Source organism: Nocardia sp. NBC_01009 (genome assembly GCF_045208035.1).
In the GTDB taxonomy this organism is placed as follows: domain Bacteria; phylum Actinomycetota; class Actinomycetes; order Mycobacteriales; family Mycobacteriaceae; genus Nocardia.
Genome location: NZ_CP108695.1, coordinates 6,243,294 through 6,260,403 on the forward strand (window position 1 = coordinate 6,243,294; position 17,110 = coordinate 6,260,403).

At 66.9% G+C, this 17,110-nt stretch carries 18 protein-coding genes; 8 read left to right on the plus strand and 10 right to left on the minus strand.

Annotated elements, in window-relative coordinates:
* Positions 1–70 precede the first annotated feature (70 nt).
* Genes OHA42_RS27895 through OHA42_RS27910 form a run of 4 tightly spaced genes read left to right on the plus strand, consistent with a single transcriptional unit; the run spans position 71 to position 3,875 of the window.
* The gene (locus OHA42_RS27895) at positions 71–2,563 is read left to right on the plus strand and encodes a nitrate- and nitrite sensing domain-containing protein (protein ID WP_406230777.1); all 2,493 of its coding nucleotides are present in this window, start codon (positions 71–73) and stop codon (positions 2,561–2,563) included.
* The gene (locus OHA42_RS27900) at positions 2,538–2,936 is read left to right on the plus strand and encodes a roadblock/LC7 domain-containing protein (protein ID WP_378674425.1); all 399 of its coding nucleotides are present in this window, start codon (positions 2,538–2,540) and stop codon (positions 2,934–2,936) included. Before OHA42_RS27895 ends, OHA42_RS27900 begins: the two co-directional genes overlap by 26 nt.
* Positions 2,933–3,307 (plus strand): DUF742 domain-containing protein, encoded by a 375-nt coding sequence (locus tag OHA42_RS27905; protein ID WP_328402293.1) that lies wholly within the window; start codon positions 2,933–2,935, stop codon positions 3,305–3,307. Before OHA42_RS27900 ends, OHA42_RS27905 begins: the two co-directional genes overlap by 4 nt.
* On the plus strand, positions 3,288–3,875 hold the full coding sequence (locus tag OHA42_RS27910) for a GTP-binding protein (protein ID WP_406230778.1): 588 nt from the start codon (positions 3,288–3,290) through the stop codon (positions 3,873–3,875). The genes OHA42_RS27905 and OHA42_RS27910 overlap by 20 nt, the downstream gene beginning before the upstream one ends.
* Positions 3,876–3,899: 24 nt before the next feature.
* Here the strand turns inward: OHA42_RS27910 and OHA42_RS27915 are convergent, their stop codons facing one another.
* Positions 3,900–4,895, minus strand: coding sequence for an NUDIX domain-containing protein (locus OHA42_RS27915; protein WP_406230779.1), 996 nt, complete (start codon positions 4,893–4,895; stop codon positions 3,900–3,902).
* A gap of 38 nt (positions 4,896–4,933) precedes the next feature.
* Positions 4,934–5,410: a winged helix-turn-helix transcriptional regulator gene (locus OHA42_RS27920; RefSeq protein ID WP_406230780.1), complete on the minus strand. Its 477-nt coding sequence runs from the start codon at positions 5,408–5,410 to the stop codon at positions 4,934–4,936.
* A 53-nt stretch (positions 5,411–5,463) separates the two neighbouring features.
* Here OHA42_RS27920 and OHA42_RS27925 point away from each other — a divergent pair, with 53 nt between their 5' ends.
* Positions 5,464–6,264 carry an acyl-CoA thioesterase gene (locus tag OHA42_RS27925; RefSeq protein WP_406230781.1) on the plus strand — a complete coding sequence of 267 codons (801 nt, stop codon included), beginning with the start codon at positions 5,464–5,466 and terminating at the stop codon, positions 6,262–6,264.
* Positions 6,265–6,279: 15 nt separating this feature from the next.
* Positions 6,280–7,710 carry an MFS transporter gene (locus OHA42_RS27930; protein ID WP_406230782.1) on the plus strand — a complete coding sequence of 477 codons (1,431 nt, stop codon included), beginning with the start codon at positions 6,280–6,282 and terminating at the stop codon, positions 7,708–7,710.
* A 58-nt stretch (positions 7,711–7,768) separates the two neighbouring features.
* On the opposite strand, the gene OHA42_RS27935 is transcribed toward OHA42_RS27930, so the two are convergent.
* Complete coding sequence (locus OHA42_RS27935) at positions 7,769–8,587, minus strand: ABC transporter permease (RefSeq protein WP_406230783.1); 819 nt, start codon at positions 8,585–8,587, stop codon at positions 7,769–7,771.
* Positions 8,587–9,549 carry an ATP-binding cassette domain-containing protein gene (locus OHA42_RS27940; RefSeq protein WP_406230784.1) on the minus strand — a complete coding sequence of 321 codons (963 nt, stop codon included), beginning with the start codon at positions 9,547–9,549 and terminating at the stop codon, positions 8,587–8,589. The genes OHA42_RS27935 and OHA42_RS27940 overlap by 1 nt, the downstream gene beginning before the upstream one ends.
* 101 nt (positions 9,550–9,650) lie before the next feature.
* On the opposite strand from OHA42_RS27940, the gene OHA42_RS27945 reads away from it, so the two are divergent.
* The gene (locus OHA42_RS27945) at positions 9,651–10,403 is read left to right on the plus strand and encodes a TetR/AcrR family transcriptional regulator (protein WP_406230785.1); all 753 of its coding nucleotides are present in this window, start codon (positions 9,651–9,653) and stop codon (positions 10,401–10,403) included.
* Positions 10,404–10,406: 3 nt separating this feature from the next.
* Here OHA42_RS27945 and OHA42_RS27950 read toward each other — a convergent pair whose 3' ends face one another.
* The 4 genes from OHA42_RS27950 to OHA42_RS27965 form a co-directional block, all read right to left on the minus strand.
* The gene (locus OHA42_RS27950) at positions 10,407–10,658 is read right to left on the minus strand and encodes a hypothetical protein (protein ID WP_406230786.1); all 252 of its coding nucleotides are present in this window, start codon (positions 10,656–10,658) and stop codon (positions 10,407–10,409) included.
* 87 nt (positions 10,659–10,745) lie between these two features.
* Positions 10,746–11,690 (minus strand): M56 family metallopeptidase, encoded by a 945-nt coding sequence (locus OHA42_RS27955; protein ID WP_406230787.1) that lies wholly within the window; start codon positions 11,688–11,690, stop codon positions 10,746–10,748.
* The gene (locus OHA42_RS27960) at positions 11,687–12,034 is read right to left on the minus strand and encodes a BlaI/MecI/CopY family transcriptional regulator (RefSeq protein WP_406239639.1); all 348 of its coding nucleotides are present in this window, start codon (positions 12,032–12,034) and stop codon (positions 11,687–11,689) included. Before OHA42_RS27960 ends, OHA42_RS27955 begins: the two co-directional genes overlap by 4 nt.
* A 121-nt stretch (positions 12,035–12,155) precedes the next feature.
* Complete coding sequence (locus tag OHA42_RS27965; protein ID WP_406230788.1) at positions 12,156–13,406, minus strand: epoxide hydrolase family protein; 1,251 nt, start codon at positions 13,404–13,406, stop codon at positions 12,156–12,158.
* Positions 13,407–13,558: 152 nt separating this feature from the next.
* Here OHA42_RS27965 and dinB point away from each other — a divergent pair, with 152 nt between their 5' ends.
* On the plus strand, positions 13,559–14,803 hold the full coding sequence (gene dinB, locus OHA42_RS27970; RefSeq protein WP_406230789.1) for a DNA polymerase IV: 1,245 nt from the start codon (positions 13,559–13,561) through the stop codon (positions 14,801–14,803).
* Between the two features lie 69 nt (positions 14,804–14,872).
* On the opposite strand, the gene OHA42_RS27975 is transcribed toward dinB, so the two are convergent.
* A complete protein-coding gene (locus tag OHA42_RS27975; protein ID WP_406230790.1) occupies positions 14,873–16,039 on the minus strand; it encodes a thiolase family protein in 1,167 nt (388 codons plus the stop codon).
* Positions 16,040–16,217: 178 nt separating this feature from the next.
* Entirely contained in the window at positions 16,218–17,096 is an 879-nt protein-coding gene (locus OHA42_RS27980; protein ID WP_406230791.1) for a phosphoribulokinase, read from the minus strand.
* Between the last annotated feature and the right edge of the window lie 14 nt (positions 17,097–17,110).

The window sequence follows — 17,110 nt, forward strand, 5'->3', positions numbered from 1 at the left end:
ATGTCAAATCAAGTCTCGCTCACCGGGACCCGATCGCCGTACGGGTCGGCATCTCGATTACGTTGTGCCGATGTTCAGAGCGAGGCTCGGTGTCCGAACACGGATACTGGCGATCGCGCTCATCCCGAGCCTGACTCTGCTCGTGGTCGGCGTGGGTGCAGCGGGATACCTGGTAGCCCAGGGAAACAAGGCCCAGGATTGGGCGTCGCAAAATCAGCAGGCAATCCCGTCGACCAGGGAACTACTCGAGGCCGTCCAGCAAGAACGTCACCTGACGATTGCCGCCCTGGCCGGCGACGATTCGGGCATCCCGACGCTCGGCGCGGCCCGAATGCGGCTCGACAGCGCATTGCGCGGACTGATCGAGGCATCCATCGGCCTGCGCGAGATCGACGATTCGAAGATCGGCGACAACGCCGCGAACTTCATGACACTGGGCACCCAGATGACCCAGGTGCGGACCGCTACCGATGCGGGCCAACTGCCCGTGCCCGATGCGTACATGTTCTACAACCGTCTGCTCGACGTCATCACCTTCGGCACCGAGCTCGCCGAGCAGACGGCGCCGAACGCCGAGATCGGCGTGCGCATCGCCGACGGAATGCGCATTTTCCTTGCCACGGAAGCGATGTCGCGCAGCAACGCACTGGCAGACATGATCGCCAACGCGAACGGCCCCACCCCCGTTCCGATGGAGGAGTTCCTTCGGCAGATCGGCTTCTATCACACCGAAGTCGCGAACCTGGCCGCCGAACTCGACCAATCCCAACGCGAGCGTTTGCAGGCGCTGATGAACAGCACCGCATGGCAGCAGCTGACAGCCATGGAAAATGCTCTCGTCCAACGAAATACGACCAGCACCGCGAACTCCTCCGGCTCGTCGAACTCCTCGAGCTCCGCCAGCTCTTCGAGTTCCTCCAGCAAGCCATCGACCACTCCGCCGCTGCCGTTGAGCACACCCGAATGGCACAACGCCGCCGCCGAGGTGAACCGCGAGCTGATCGATATCTGGATCGCACAGAACAAGCAGGCGCAGAAACTGGCCGAGGACACGGCCGCCGAGTCCGCGGATACCTCCGCGTGGGCAGGTGGCGGGGTCTTGGCGGTCAGCGTGCTGGCGTTCGTGATCGCGCTGTTGCTCGCCAACCGCATTATCCGCAGGCTCAAGCGCCTGCGTGGCGAGACCCTCGCGCTCGCCGACGAGCGCCTGCCGGAGACGATGCGGCGACTGAGCGCGGGCGAAATCATCGATCCGGCCACCGAATCGCCGACCCTCGACTACGGCCACGACGAAATCGGCCAGGTGGCCAAGGCATTCGAGCACGCGCACTCCGCGGCCATTGCCGCGGCGGTAAACGAGGCCCGCACCCGGGAGGGTGTGAAGGCCGTCTTCCTCAATATCGCCCACCGCAGCCAGATCGTGGTGCATCGGCAGCTGGAGATTCTCGACGAGGCCGAGTCCAAGCAGGAGGATCCGGCCTTGCTCGACACGCTCTTCCGGCTCGACCATCTGGCTACTCGCGAACGCCGCAACGCCGAGAACCTCACCATCCTCGGCGGCGGGCAGCCCGGCAGGCAATGGCGCAACCCGGTGCCGCTGATCGACGTGGTGCGCAGCGCGGTCGGCGAAACCCTCGACTACGCACGTGTCCGGGTCGCCCGACTGCCCGAGACCCACATCATGGGCACCGTCGTCGCCGACCTCATCCACCTGCTCGCAGAGCTGGTCGACAACGCGACCGCCTTCTCACCGCCACAGTCCCGAGTCGAGGTAACCGGCAATGTGGTCGGCAAGGGCATCGTCGCCGAGATCAGCGATCAGGGCATGGGAATGTCGGATACCGACATGGCCAAGATGAACGACATGCTGCGCGACCCACCGGATTTCGGAGTCGCGGCGCTGTCCGCCGATTCCCGCCTCGGGCTGTTCGTCGTGGCCCAGCTCGCCGTCCGGCACGGTATCTCGGTCCGGCTCGCGGAGTCCGACTACGGCGGGATCCGGGCCATCGTGCTCATCCCGTCTGCGTTGATCGCCGGCGAAAACTCCCTGCCCGCATCGGGATCCGAGACGACCGATGCCGGACGCAGGCGCCGCCACCCGGTGCCGTATGTCGAATCCGCGGCACACGAGTCCGCCGAACCCGAATCCGCGGTACTGACCGCGCCACCGGAAGCGCCGTCGGTGGTGGAACCGCCGCGGCCGACGCCCGCGGACAGGCCGTGGCCGAGCGCGCCGACACCGCACGCGGACCCCGACGGCAGGCCCGCCCTGCCGCGCAGGCACCGGCAGGCCAGCATCGCCCCACAATTGGCGCAACCCGCTCCGGTCGAGCCGGTCGCCGAGCCCGGCACCGAGCGCGCACGCAGTGCCGAGCAGGCCCGAGATCTCATGTCCGCCATCGAGAACGGCACCAGGCAGGGCCGCCGGGCTGCGCCCGACCAGCTGCCGAGGACCGTGCCCGACGAGCTGCCGAGGGCTGCGCCCGAGGAGTTCCCCGCTACCGCGGCCGTCATGCCCGCGGACGAACAGGAAGGCAATGGTGACTTCTTCCAACACCGGTGATCTGAACTGGCTGCTCGACGATCTGGTCGACCGGTTGGCGGGCGTACGTCACGCGGTGGTGCTGTCCACCGATGGCCTGCTGCTCGGCAGATCCACCGCCATGACCCGCGAGGACGCCGAACACTTCGCCGCGATGTCCTCGACCCTCTACGGTTTGGCGCGCAGCGCGGGCAGTCGTTTCGACGGCGGCGGGGTCCGGCAGGCGGTGATCGAACTCGATCGCGCCGTGCTGTTCGTGACCTCGGCAGGCGATAACGCCTGCCTCGCACTGCAAGCGGCCGAGACCGCAAATCTCGGTATGGTGGCCTACGAAATGAATGTCACCGTCCAACGCGTCGGCACCTACCTCTCCACCCCCGCACGACTGCCATGACACGCAAGGGTGAGCCGTGGTTCGACGAGGCCGCCGGTCCGCTGGTCCGGCCTTACGCGGTGACCCGTGGCCGCACCATCGGTGCGGGTCATGATCTGGACATGCTCACGGTGGTTGTCACCGCTGATCGCGCGCCCACCCTGCGGAGGGCCGAGCCCGAGTACACCGACATCGTTCGGCTCTGCCGCGTCCCGCAGTCGGTCGCCGAGGTGGCGGCCCATGTGAAACTTCCCTTGGCGGTGACCAAGATCCTCGTCGGCGATCTGATCGGCGAGGGACATCTGATCTTCCGGGCTCCGGTACAGCCGGAGGCCGGCCCGGGCGATCTCAACATATTGCGAGCGGTACTCGATGGCATCCGAAAAATCTGACCCGCATTTGGCCGCCTCGGTCAAGATTCTCATCGCCGGTGGATTCGGCGTCGGCAAGACCACCATGGTCTCGGCAATCAGCGAAATCACGCCACTGCGCACCGAGGAGCTGATCACCGAGGTCAGCACCGGGGTCGACGACCTGTCCGGCGTCGAGCAGAAGACCACTACCACGGTGGCGCTGGACTTCGGACGCATCACCATCGATCGGGATCTGGTGCTGTATCTGTTCGGAACGCCTGGGCAGGACCGGTTCTGGTTCCTGTGGGACGAGCTGGCCCGCGGCGCGCTCGGCGCCGTCGTGCTCGCCGATACCCGCCGTCTCGGCAATTCCTTTGCCGCTGTCGACTTCTTCGAACGCCGGGGCCTCGCATTCACGGTCGCGGTGAACTGCTTCGACGGTGCGCCCGTCTACACGGTCGACGAGGTGCGCGACGCCCTCGACCTCGACGACCATATTCCGGTGCTGCTGTGCGACGCCCGCAGCCGCGAATCCAGCAAGGAAGTGCTGGTGAATCTCGTGCAGCACCTCATCGAGCGCGCGGGCAGACCGACGGTCGCCAGCTGATCACCGCTCGCAGACCCGTCGGCTTCATATCTGATGTAGCCAGGAAATGAAGAGCAGGGTGCCTGCGGCGCCGAGGACAAGAGACACCGGGATCGGCCACCACGGCCCGGTGCGCCCGAGTAATTGGTGACTCAATCGCACCTGCACTACACCGAGCCCGGCCAGCAAAACCAGCCACGCGGGCAACAACCCGACTCCGAGCAGCGCATGCACCACCCACGCACCGGCCAATGTCGGTCCGCCCCAGGAGTGTTCGAGGTCGTTGTTCGCGATCAGCGGGTAGGCGATGCCGCGCACCGCGGCCACCACGGCAAGAAACGCCAGAAACCACGTCAGGACACAGACCGCGATCGCAAGCACCGTGTGCACCGCAGCGCGCAGACCGGACCGAGTGCCCATCGGGAACGACGCACCGAACAGCCGGCGCGGCACCCGCAATCTGACCGCCACCGGCCGGCTGGCGAGCGGACCCGCCACCAATGCGTAACCGGCCCAGCGCAACAACGAGCACACCGATCTCATGTAGGCGACCGTATCGCGGTGTACGGTCGCCGCGACAGCGCATCGGCGGACGACGCCCGGAACCGCACCTGATCCGGGGGCTCGAGCCAATTGCCCGGCGTCGACGAGATCGTCGAACAGCAGCTGGTCGACCGGCGGCACCAGAGCGCGATCGGCGTAGTTGAACCAGGCGACCTCTTCGATCTCGCTGCTCGCCGCGAGCGTGCCGCGGTAGTCGGCTGTGTAGCAGCTCATCCTGACCACCACACCGCTGTCGGGTCCATGCACTGCCGCCTCGTAGGTGCCGACGTGCGCGACCGTCTCCGGCAGCAGCGCGACGGTCAGCTCTTCCTCGATCTCACGCAGCAGCGTTTGCAGATCCGTCTCGGCACCCTCGCGTTTGCCGCCGGGAATGTAGAAGATGTCCTTCCCGCGCGGGCGTGCACACAGGATGCGCCCGTCTTCGATGCGCACCCACGCGACCGTATCGATCAGCTGTCCCACTCGCCCGTCCGCCACCGCCGCAGCTTAATCCAGTGCGGCCCGGCCAATGAATGTCAGCGGACGGCAGGGATCATCGAAACGTCGCGGACTCCGGGACCGTCGACCGGCTGCAGGTCACGGCCGTGCACCCGTTCCCCGCATGCCGAGCACACCGGCTCGAGCACCGTGACGTGACCGCAGGTCTTGTGCAAGGACTGCACCGGGGGGCCGTCCGGGGCCGCCCACTGGTCACCCCACTGACGCATCGCCGTGAGCACGAGCCAGAGCGACCGCCCCTTGGCAGTGAGCCGGTAGTCGTGGCGGACCGGGTTCGCCTGGTACGGCACTTTCGTCATGATGTCTTGTGCGACAAGGTGTTCCAGGCGCTGGGTAAGCACATTACGTGCAATGCCGAGACGTTCGCGGAAGTCCTCGAAGCGCGTCACCCCCATCAGCGCGTCGCGCACGATCAGCAGGGTCCACCACTCGCCGACCATCTCCAGGCACTGGGCAATCGAGCAGTTCATGCCCTCGAAGCTTGTCCTCCGCATCCCCACAGCATAGTCGGTTGCTTCAAAGAACTCACTCGCTTATGGTTCGTTGCATGATGCAACTCACTCAACGGCTCGGTGACGAGTTCGCACTCGCCGAACTCGACTACTGCGTCTGGCGGGCACACGTCGACGACAGCTGGCGCGGCTGGACCGGGCCGCACGGTGGCGTCGTCGGTGGACTGCTGATCGAGGTCGCGCGCCGCGCAGCAGCAAGCGACCTGCCGGTGCGGGCGGTCGACGTGCGCTTCCTCGGCCGACCGGCCGAGGGGACGTTCACGTTCCGGGCGACCGCGCATCCGGTGGGTCGCAGCACCACCGTCATCGATGTGGTCGCCGATCAGGAAGGCGTGCTGGTCGCCTCGGCGGCCGTCACTTTCGGGCGGACCGCACCGACACAGCTGCCAGAGCGGCCTGCGGTGCTCGCCCCGCAGGTCCCGCCGCCCGCCGACTGCTGGACATTCCGCCCGCCAGAAATCGTGCCTGTCGGCGCTCATTTCGAAATCCGTCCCGCCGCGGGCCCGCTGCCGCTGAGCGGGTCGGACGAGGCGTGGATGTGCGCGTGGATCGCACTGATCCCCGAGCTGCCGACCGACGCCGCGGTTTTGGCGGTGCTCGCCGATGCGCTGCCGCCCGGCCTCTTCCCCACTCTGACCACACCGGTCGCAGTGCCCACGGTCACGTTCTCGATGCACCTGCACACGGATTTCACCCGGCCGGTATCGCGCCAGGTGCTCGTCCGTGCGACCAATGCCAGCACCGCCGGCGGCTGGTCGGTGGACGACATCGCGATCTGGGACCGCGGCGGCCTGCTGCTGGCGACGGCCCGCCAAACCCGTCGAGTGCTCGGCTGAATCGGAGAAGCGATCGTGAATACCGTTGTGCCAACCACAGATCGACCCGCCGTCGATTCGCGAGTCGCCCTCGCCATCGTGTCGGTCGGCGTGCTGCTGTCGAGTCTGGATCTGTTCATCGTCAATGTGGCCCTGCCGGATATGGGCAAGGATTTCGGCGACACTCAACTATCCGGGCTGTCGTGGGTGCTCAATGCCTACGCAATCGTGTTCGCGGCGCTACTGGTGCCCGCAGGGCGGCTCGGCGATCGCGGCAGTAACCGGACGACCTTCCTGATCGGTCTCGCCGTGTTCGTGCTCGGTTCGGGGCTGTGTTCGGCCGCATGGAATATCGAGTCGCTGGTGGCCTTTCGGGTGTTGCAGGCCGTGGGCGGCGCGATGCTGACCCCGTCCTCACTCGGCTTGGTGCTGGCCGCGACTCCAGCCGAGCGCCGCCCGATGGCCATTCGGCTGTGGGTGGCCTTCGGCGGCCTCGGCGCCGCACTCGGTCCGGTGATCGGCGGCCTACTCGTCGAGATCGATTGGCGCTGGGTGTTCCTCGTGAACGTGCCGATCGGCCTTGCCGCGTTGGCCTTCGGCATACGGCTGCTGCCCTGCCCGCGCGGCGACGGCGGGCCACTGCCCGATGTGTTCGGTGCGATCATGCTGATCGGCGCCATCGGCGCGTTCATCCTCGCCCTGGTGAAAGGGCAGGACTGGGGCTGGACTTCGGCGGGTGTGCTCACCTCCTTCGCCGTCGCGGCGGTGCTCGCGGTCGCCTTCGCGATCTCCTCGGCCCGCCACCACAGTCCCGTTGTCGACCCCGCGCTGCTCCGCGCGCCCAACTTCGCACTGATGGCGGGCAATTCCCTGTTCTTCCAGATCGCATTCGCCGGCATGCTGCTGTCGGTGGTGCTCTGGGCGCAGAACATCTGGGAGTGGTCGGCCCTACGCACCGGATTGGCGATCGCGCCGGGACCCCTGGTCGTGCCGGTCGTGGCGATCCTCGCCGGTCGACTCATCAGTCGCATCGGCGCCGGGCCGGTCATCGCCGCCGGTGGCGTCGCTTTCGCCGCGGGCATGGTGTGGTGGGCCACCGCCATCACCCTCGAACCCGACTACCTGGGTGGTCTACTGGGCGGCATGGTCGTCAGCGGGCTCGGCGTCGGGCTCACCCTGCCCACCGCGTTCGCCGCGGGCAGCGCAGGCCTGCCGCCCCAGCGATTCGCCACCGGATCGGCCGTGCTGAGCATGTCCAGGCAGATCGGCCTCGCCGTCGGTGTCGCCGTCGTCGTGGCAACCCTCGGCTCCCCCACCGGACCGCAGGAAACCCTCGACGCCTTCCACCGCAGCTGGTACGTCACAGCGGCCGTCGCGCTGGTCGCAGGGCTAATCGGATTGGCGGCCAGAATACCGCGACCCGCTGCCGCACAACCGGATCCGGCGAGCGACCGCGCCGCCGTCTGACTCGACAAGCGGGCGCAGTGCCCGGCATCCCTCGGGATGGCCGGGCACCGTTTCCGTGTCAGCGACTCAGGCGTTGGAATCGCCGCACCGCCAGCGGCAGGAAGATCGCCGCGAGGATCACCGGCCACACCATCGCCATGAGCAGTGCGTGCTGTTCGATCCACGAATCACCGCTGCCCACCGGAGTTCCGAACAGCTCACGGGTTGCGGCGACCGTGGACGAGATCGGATTCCACGCGGCGATCCCGCCGAGCCAACTCGGCATCAGCTGCGGTGCGACGAAGATGCTCGAGATCATGGTCAGCGGGAAGGCCACCGCGAACAGCCCACCTGCCGCCTCCGGATTCGGCACCAGCAGTCCGAGCCAGACACCGACCCAGATCAGGGCGAACCGCAGCAACAGCAGGAGCCCGAAAGCCGCAAGGCCGTTGGCGATTCCACCGTCGGGCCGCCAGCCGATGGCCAGCGAGGTGAGCATGAGGATCGTCAACTCCGCACAGGCCACGATCAGGTCGGTGACGCCGCGCCCGGACACCACCGCCGAGGACGCCATCGGCATGGACCGGAATCGGTCGATCACGCCGTTGGTCGCGTCGTACACGACCACCGTCGCGGTATTGATGAACCCGAACGCCATCGTCATCGCGAACATGCCCGGCATCAGAAAGCTCCGGTAGTCGCCGCCGCCCGGCACGCTCATCGCACTGCCGAACACATATCCGTACAGCAGCACCGACAGAATCGGGAACCCGAGCTGCCAGGCGATGTTCACCGGTTGGCGCTGATAGTGGGTCAGCCCGCGCCGCACCACATTCCAGCAATCGGCGACGGCCCAGAATGCCCGCGAGTGGGCCGGCGACACAGTCACGGTGGTCATCAGGCGGCTTCCTCGGCAACAGTGCGGTGTCCGGTCAACTGCAGAAAGACGTCGTCGAGACTCGGCCTGCGCAATCCGATGTCCTCGATGCCGATCCCCTCGTCCTGGAGCGCGCGTGCCACCTCGGTGAGCGCGGCGACGCGGTCGGCGACGGGCGCGTGCACCCTGCGTTCGAGATCGTCGGTCTCGGGCTCCCCCGCACAGACCCTCGCGACCACCTTGGCGACCACCGGCAGATCGGCGACCTCGGCGACGACGACCTCGATGAGATCGGCTCCGACGGTGTTCTTCAGCCCGTCCGGGGTGTCGTCGGCGATGGCCCTGCCCTGATCGATCACCGTGATGCGGGAAGCGAGTTTGTCCGCCTCCTCCAGATATTGGGTAGTGAGCAGGATGGTGGTGCCGTCGGCGACCAACGCCCGCACCGATTCCCACACCTCACCTCGGCTGCGCGGGTCGAGACCGGTGGTCGGCTCGTCGAGGAACAGGACCTCCGGCGACAGGATCATCGACGCCGCAAGGTCGAGCCTGCGCCGCATACCGCCGCTGTATTTGCCGACACCCTTGTCGGCGGCAGCGGTGAGATCGAAGCGCTCGAGCAATTCGGTCGCACGCTGCCGGGCCCGGCGCCCACCGAGATGAAAGAGCCTGCCGAACATTTCGAGGTTCTGACGCCCGGTGAGTACCTCGTCCACCGCGGCGTACTGCCCGGTGAGCCCGATGCGCGAGCGCACGAGCCGGGGGTCGCGTGCCACATCGAGCCCCGCCACCTCGGCCCGGCCGCCGTCGAGCCGGACCAGCGTCGACAAGATCCGCACGGCCGTGGTCTTGCCTGCGCCGTTCGGGCCGAGCAGTCCGTGCACCGTCCCGCGCCGGACGGTCAGATCGAAGCCGTCCAAGGCCCGCTTGTCCCCATATCTCTTCTCGAGCCCCTCGGCTCGGACCGCGAATTCGTCGCTCACTCTCGCCCTCCGCATCACACATCGAATAAAAACTGGGTACAACGTACCCTAATTAAGGTACAACGTACCCAGTTTTTCGCCAAGCAGTTAAGCTGGCTCTCATGACGAGCACGGAGGCCAGCGGCAGCGGCGACATCGCCCGCACTCTCGACCTGCTCTGGGACACCGGCGCCCGGCCGAGTCGCGGACCCAAACCCGCACTCACACTGGACCGCATCGTCGAAGCGGCAATCGTGGTGGCCGACACCGAGGGCTTGGAAGCACTCACCATGCGCCGCGTCGCCACCGAGCTCGGCACCGGAACCATGTCGCTCTATCGCTATCTGCCGGGCAAGGCCGAGCTACTCGACGTCATGCTGGATCGGGTGCAGCGGCCTGCCGCCGACGCCTACGGCGGCGCGGGCTGGCGCGGTGCGCTGGAGGCCTTGGCCCACGAATCCCTTGCCCTCTTTCGCCGCCACCCCTGGCTGCTCCAGGTCAACCAGTCCCGACCGGTGATGGGCCCCAGCGCCGTGGAAGGCATGGAGCTCGTGGTCTCGCGCATCAAACCCATGGGTTTGACCGACCCCGAGCTCGTCTCCGCGGTCATCCTGGTCAGCGACTATGTCGCGGGCGCCGCGCGCACCCAGCTGTATCTGCAAGAGGCAGAACGCAAATCGGGCCTGACCGACGCGGAGTTCTGGCAGGCCCAGGTCCCGGTTCTGGAACGCGCCATGGCCAGCGGCCGCTACCCGACGATGGCGGCACTATCCAACAATGCGTTCGATCCCGGCTTCGACCACTTCGGATTCGGCCTTGCACGCATCCTCGATGGCCTCGAAGTCCTGGTCGCCGCCCGCGCCGCCACCGAGTAGCCGCTACTCGACCCGCACGGACGCGAGGGCCCGCCCGAGAGCGGCGGCCAGCGTGCCCGAATTCAGCTCGCGCACCACCGCATCCGCTTCGGCTGCGCGACGCTGCAACGCGACCGCCAGCTCCGCCGACGAGGTGACCTGGGCCTGCACCCCGCACAGCCGATCGACGATCTCGGGAACGGGTGCCTCGGTGGGTGGCGCGACGAACTGCTGACCCAACCGCCACGCGAAGACCTGATCCCAGGTGAGCTGCACCGACCGCCTCCTACTCCACCGAATGCGCGGTTGCCTGATCTGCTGTGCTCTCGGCCACCGCACGCCGACCCATCGGCGGCGTCCTGCTCAGCCGAAAATCCAGCTGCAGATCAACAATCCGGCGGCCACCTCGAGCATTCCCATCATGGTCGCGGTGATCACACCGAGCAATGCCGTGCGGTTGGTCGCCCTGCGCATCGCGCTGGCCGGTGACACCAGCCGCTCAGCCCTGGCCACCACCGCGGTGGCCGCAGCGTTCATGGCATGCGCCGGGATCGCCGTCCCGGCACCGACCAGCGCGATCAATCCACCGAGCAGAGGTTCGGCGCCATGCCTGCGCGCCGCCTCGTCGTCGGCGCACATTTCCAGCAGCCGGTTGATCTCCTCGGCACCGACCGTCAGCAGCCGCACGCGCGGCAGGATCGTCGCCAACCCACGCACGAACGCCGTCGGTGCCGCATGCCTGCCACGCAGGTGCGCGCGCTCGTGCGCGAGCACCGCGGTCAGCTGATCGGGAGCAAGCGCGTCCAATGCGGCACTGGTGACGACGATCGCGTCCGGCCGCCCTGCGACGCAATAGGCCTGTGGTTGCGGCGAATCCAATACGACCGCACCGAGATCGGGGCGCGAACGTCCGACGAGCAATACTGCCCGCGCGTGTTCCAGCGTGCGTCGACGCATGCGCAGCAGAATCCGCACCGACCGCCACAGCACCACCCCGGTCCCCGTGATCACCACGGCCGCCACCGCGAACGACACCGCGCGCAGCGTCGGGCTCGCCTCGTTCACCGGTGTCGACAGTGCGTCGACGCACACGCGCACTGCCACATCCGCGTGCCAGTACGTGGCGAATTCGACGAACAGCATGCCGGCCGCCAGCAACCACGATCCGAGCGCACCGACAATAGCCACCAGCCAGGCGACGACACCCAGCCGCGGCGCCGCGCCGCTATGGGTCAGCCGTTGCAGCACCGACGGCCCGAACAGCGCAACCACTCCGCCGTACACCAGTAGGCAGAGGGCTACGTTCACGGCGCTTCGGGCGACTTATGGGAGGTCAGCCTGCGTAGCGCCGCGCGCAGGCCTGCCGATTCGTCGGCGCTGATCCGGTCGACGAAATGGCTGAGTACCAAATCCGAACGGCCGCCGGAACCGAGCGCCTCCAGCATCAGCCGCGCGCTGTGCTCCTCACGGGTGAGGGTCGGCCAGTAGCGGTAGGCCTTGCCCGCGCGTTCGCGCGCCAACCAGCCTTTGCGGTGCAGGTTGTCCATGGTCGACATGACCGTGGTGTAGGCGATGCCGCGTTCGGCCGCCAGTTCGTCGAAGATTTCGCGGACCGTCGTGGTCTCCGCGTCCCGATCCCAGATGCGGTCCATGATCACCGCCTCCAGTTCCCCGAATCCACGCACCGTGCCGACTCCCTCATCGTTTCTCGTCCGACTGAGGCCCCAGGATACCGGCTTCGCGGGATTCCTACGTAGGTAGGCCGTAGATTTGTCATCGGCGGCCGCGGAAGGTTCTGCGCAGATCGTCGACCCACAGATCGGGGATTTCCCATGGAATGAAGTGACCACCGTGGTCGTGGACAGTGAGGTTGACGTGGTTGTACCAGTCGGCGCGGTCGCTGTCGAGGAAGCTCTGCACGCGCCGATCGGTGTCGACACCCGGCGGGTTCTCGTAGCCGACGAAGGTGATGCCGGTCGGCGCTTCGATCACCGGCCGCCGGTCGTGCGAGGGCGTCCACGGATAGCGATTGTTGTTGGCATAGGTGCGAATCGAGGTGCCGATCGAGTTCGTCACCCAGAAGATCATGGCGTGGGTGAGCAGCTCATCCTTGGTGAAGACGGTCTCGATGTCGCCGCCGTTGTCACTCCATTTCACCCAGCGTTGCAGTATCCAGGCGAGCATTCCGGCAGGCGAGTCGGACAGCCCGACGGCAAGCGTGCTCGGTTCCAGCACATGCGCGGCGAGGTGGACGGCGAAGCGCCGCTCCATTTCGATGATCCGGTCGTGGACATCGTCGGGCAGCCCTTCGGGGATGGGCCGGCCGCCGCTGACGTCCCAGGCCCGATCGCCCTCGAACATACTCAGTTTCTGACCGGACCCGATGTGGATCGCAATCAGCTCGTCCGCGTACTTGTGCCCGAGCTGACCGGTGACCAGCGCGCCGACGTCACAGCCCGCTGCCGCATATTCGACGTGGCCGAGAGTCTCGGTCATGAGGGTGTGCCAGAGGTCGGCGACCTTCCAGAAGTTCATGTCCGGGTTGTTCGGCAGCGGCGTGGAAAAGCCGAAGCCCGGGAACGACGGAACGATCACGTCGAACGCCTCGGCCGGATCACCGCCGTGCGCACCCGGATCGGCCAGCTGGTCGATGACCTTGGACCAGTGCCAGAACGTCCACGGCCAGCCGTGGGTGAGGATCAACGGCGTCGGGTTCGGGCCGACACCCGCCTTGCGCAGAAAATGCACCGGCACGCCGTCGACCTCGACCCGGTAGTGCTCGTGGGCGTTGATCGCGGCTTCGGCCTTGCGCCAGTCGTAGCCGTCGCGCCAGTACTCGACGAGTTCCTGCAGGTAGCGACGATCAATGCCGTAGGACCAGTCGCCATTGCCCGCGTCGACCGGCCACCGCGTCAGAGCCAGGCGCTGCCGAAGATCGGCGAGCACGTCGTCGGGCACGTGGATCGGTGTCTGTGGCAGCGGGAACGCGGCCGCGCTGTGCGCCGCAGTGGGTTCGTTACTCAATTACCTTCTCCCACAGTCGCTTCACCAGAATTTCGCCGAGTTCGACACACCGATTCGACCATCACACCGTCATCGTAGTACCGCGTCCCGGCCGCATCGGTGATGACGACAGCGGACCCATGCTTCACCTTTTCGAACATATGTGCGAACATGTGTTCGTGTCCGACTCCGCGCCCGCCGCACGATCCGGTAGACCCCGGATCGAAGCGCGCGCGGAAGCGTCCATCTTGCATGCCGACCTCGATTCCTTCTACGCCTCGGTCGAACAGCGCGACGACCCGAGATTGCGGGGACGTCCGGTCATCGTCGGCGGCGGCGTCGTGCTCGCCGCCAGTTACGAGGCGAAGGCCCGCGGTGTGCGCACCCCGATGAACGGCGGCGCCGCCCTGCGACTGTGCCCGGACGCCATCGTGGTGCAACCACGCATGTCCGCCTACGCGCAGGCCAGCAAGGCGGTGTTCGAAGTCTTCCGCAACACCACACCGGTCGTCGAAGGCATCTCCATCGACGAAGCGTTTCTGGATGTCGGCGGTCTGCGCCGGATCGCGGGCGAGCCCATCGACATCGCACACCGGCTCCGCGCCGACGTCCGCGACCAGGTCGGCCTGCCGATCTCCGTCGGCATCGCACGCACCAAATTCCTCGCGAAAGTAGCAAGCGCGGTGTCCAAACCGGACGGCCTACGCCTCGTCCCGCCGGACGGCGAACTCGGCTTCCTGCACCCGCTGCCCGTTGAAAGACTGTGGGGTGTAGGCGAAGTCACTGCACGCACGCTGCACGACCATGGCATCACCCGGGTCGGCCACCTCGCGGAGCTCGGTGAACCCGTGCTGCGCTCGATCCTCGGGCCGGGCGCGGCCCGGCACCTGTTCGCCCTCTCATGGGCCCGCGACCCGCGCCGCGTCGAGACCGGACGCCGCCGCCGCTCGATCGGCGCCCAACGCGCCCTCGGCCGCCGCCCGCGCCCGCCCGACGAAATCGAGGCTTACCTGCACGGCCTCACCGACCGCCTCGGCCGCCGCCTGCGCGTTGCCGACCGCGTGTGCCGAACTGTGGTGCTACGCATCCGTTTCGACGATTTCACCCGAGCCACCCGCTCCCACACCCTCACCGAAGCAACCGATCACACCGAAACGATCCTGCGCACCGCCCGCACCCTGCTCGCCACCGCCATGCCGATGATCCAGGAACGCGGACTCACCCTCGTCGGCCTCGCCCTCACCAATCTCGAGGACGCCGACGCGGTGCAACTGACCCTCCCGCTGGAGCCACGCGCCACCAACACCCTCGACTCCACCCTCGACGATCTTCGGCAGCGCTTCGGCTCCAGTGCCGTCACCCGCGCCGCCCTCATCGGCCGCGGCGAGGGCATCTCGGTCCCCCTGCTCCCCGACTGATCTTTGCGCCGATCCGCGGCCTCACACCACGTCGCTGCCGCCGGCGATCCGATCAGCTGTGTAGTCGCACTACAACCGTTCGATAATGGTGGCGTTGGCGAGACCGCCTGCCTCGCACATGGTTTGCAGAGCGTAGCGACCACCGGTTTGTTCGAGGTGATTGAGCATGGTGGCGAGGATGCGCGTGCCGGAGGCGCCGAGGGGGTGACCGAGGGCGATCGCGCCGCCGCGGGGGTTGAGCTTGGCGGGGTCGGCGTGCAGGTCGTGCTGCCAGACCAGCGGGACGGGGGCGAAGGCTTCGTTCACTTCGTAGACGTCGATGTCGTCGATCGTCAGGCCGGCCCTGGCGAGCACCTTGCGGGTGGCCGGGATGACGGCAGTGAGCATGAGCAGCGGGTCGTCGCCGGTGACCGCGAAGGAATGGAAGCGGGCGCGCGGGCGCAGGCCGAGAGCGTCGGCCTTTTCCTCGCTCATGATCAGCGCGGCCGAGGCGCCGTCGGTGAGCGGCGAGGAATTGCCGGGCGTGATCGACCATTCGATTTCCGGAAACCGCGCCTGGAACTCGTCGGCGGCGAACGCGGGACGCAAACCGGCGAGCCCCGCCACCGTGGTGTCGGGGCGAATCGTCTCGTCCGCGGTCAACGCCCCGGCCGCGACGAGCTCGTTGTCGAAACCGCCTGCCGCGGCGGTCTGAGCCGCCAGCCGATGTGAACGCGCGGCGAACGCGTCCAGGGTCTCCCTATCGAGCTTCCACCGCTGAGTGATGATCTCCGCCGCAATGCCTTGTCCGATAAGACCTTCCGGAAAACGATGCGCCAGCGGACCGCGGTTCGCGTCCTTGCCCTGCGCATTGGAGAACATCGGCACCCGACTCATCGACTCCACGCCGCACGCGATCGCGATGTCATAGGCCCCCGCGATCACCCCCTGCGCCGCGAAGTGCGCCGCTTGCTGACTGGACCCGCACTGCCGATCCACCGTCGTGGCGGGCACGGTCTCGGGAAACCCGGCGGCCAACACCGCCGTCCGCGAAATATTGAACGCCTGCTCACCACTCTGCGTAACACAACCACCGATCACATCGTCGACCAGCGCCGGATCCAGATCGTTGCGCTCCACCAGCGTGCGCAGCACCTCGGCCAACAGCGTAGCCGGATGAACTTCCGAAAGCCCACCACCCACTTTTCCCTTACCCGAGGGCGTGCGCACCACGTCGACAACGACGGCAGAAGTCATAACTACTCCCTGTCCAAACCAGCAACCATCACGTGAATCCTCATTAACTTAACGCCACCTTACGCCAATCCCCTGCACTGCGCACCCCCAGGTCCACCGCCCCGGCCGACCGGGGCGTGGCCACACCAACGAGCGCCGAACACCACTGTGATGGCCCATTCGGCGACGGGCTGGTTGGTCAGCGACTTCGCTTGGGGCGCTTGTCCATCAGCCGCAGGATGAGGGGAGTGAAGATCAATTGCATGGCCAGTTCCATTTTGCCCCCGGGGACGACGATGCAGTTGGGGCGGGACATGAACGAGTCGTGCAGCATCGAGAGGAGGTAAGGGAAGTCGATCACTTTGGGGTCGGCAAAGCGGATTACCACGAAACTTTCGTCCGCGGTGGGGATGCTGCGGGCGATGAAGGGGTTCGAGGTGTCGACGGTCGGCACTCGCTGGAAGTTGACGTAGGTGTGCGAGAACTGGGGGCAGATGTACTTCACGTAGTCGGGCATGCGGCGCAGGATCGTGTCGATGACGGCTTCGCTCGAGTAGCCGCGTTCGGTCTTGTCGCGGATGACTTTCTGGGTCCACTCGAGGTTCACGATCGGCACCACGCCGACCAGCAGATCCGCATGCTGAGCGACGTTCACGGAGTCGGTGACGGCGGCGCCGTGCAGACCCTCGTAGAACAGCAGGTCGCTGCCGGGAGACAGGTCCTCCCACGGTGTGAAGGTGCCCGCCGGCTGGTCGTAGGGTTTCGCTTCTGCGTCATCGTGCAGATACTTGCGGACCGAGCCGACCCCGGTCTCGCCGTAGTCACGGAAGAGTGTCTCCAACTCCTTCAGCAGATTCGCCTCCTCGCCGAAATGGGAGAAGGTGAGGTTGCCGCTCTGTTCGGCCTCCACCATCGCGAGCTTCATCTCGTTGCGGTCGTAGCGGTGGAAGGAGTCCCCCTCCACGATCACCGCATTGATGCCCTCGCGGCGGAAGATCTCCTGGAAAGTCCGTGTGACGCTGGTCGTTCCCGCACCGGATGATCCGGTGATCGCGACAACGGGATGCTTCACCGACATGGCATCTCCTCAAT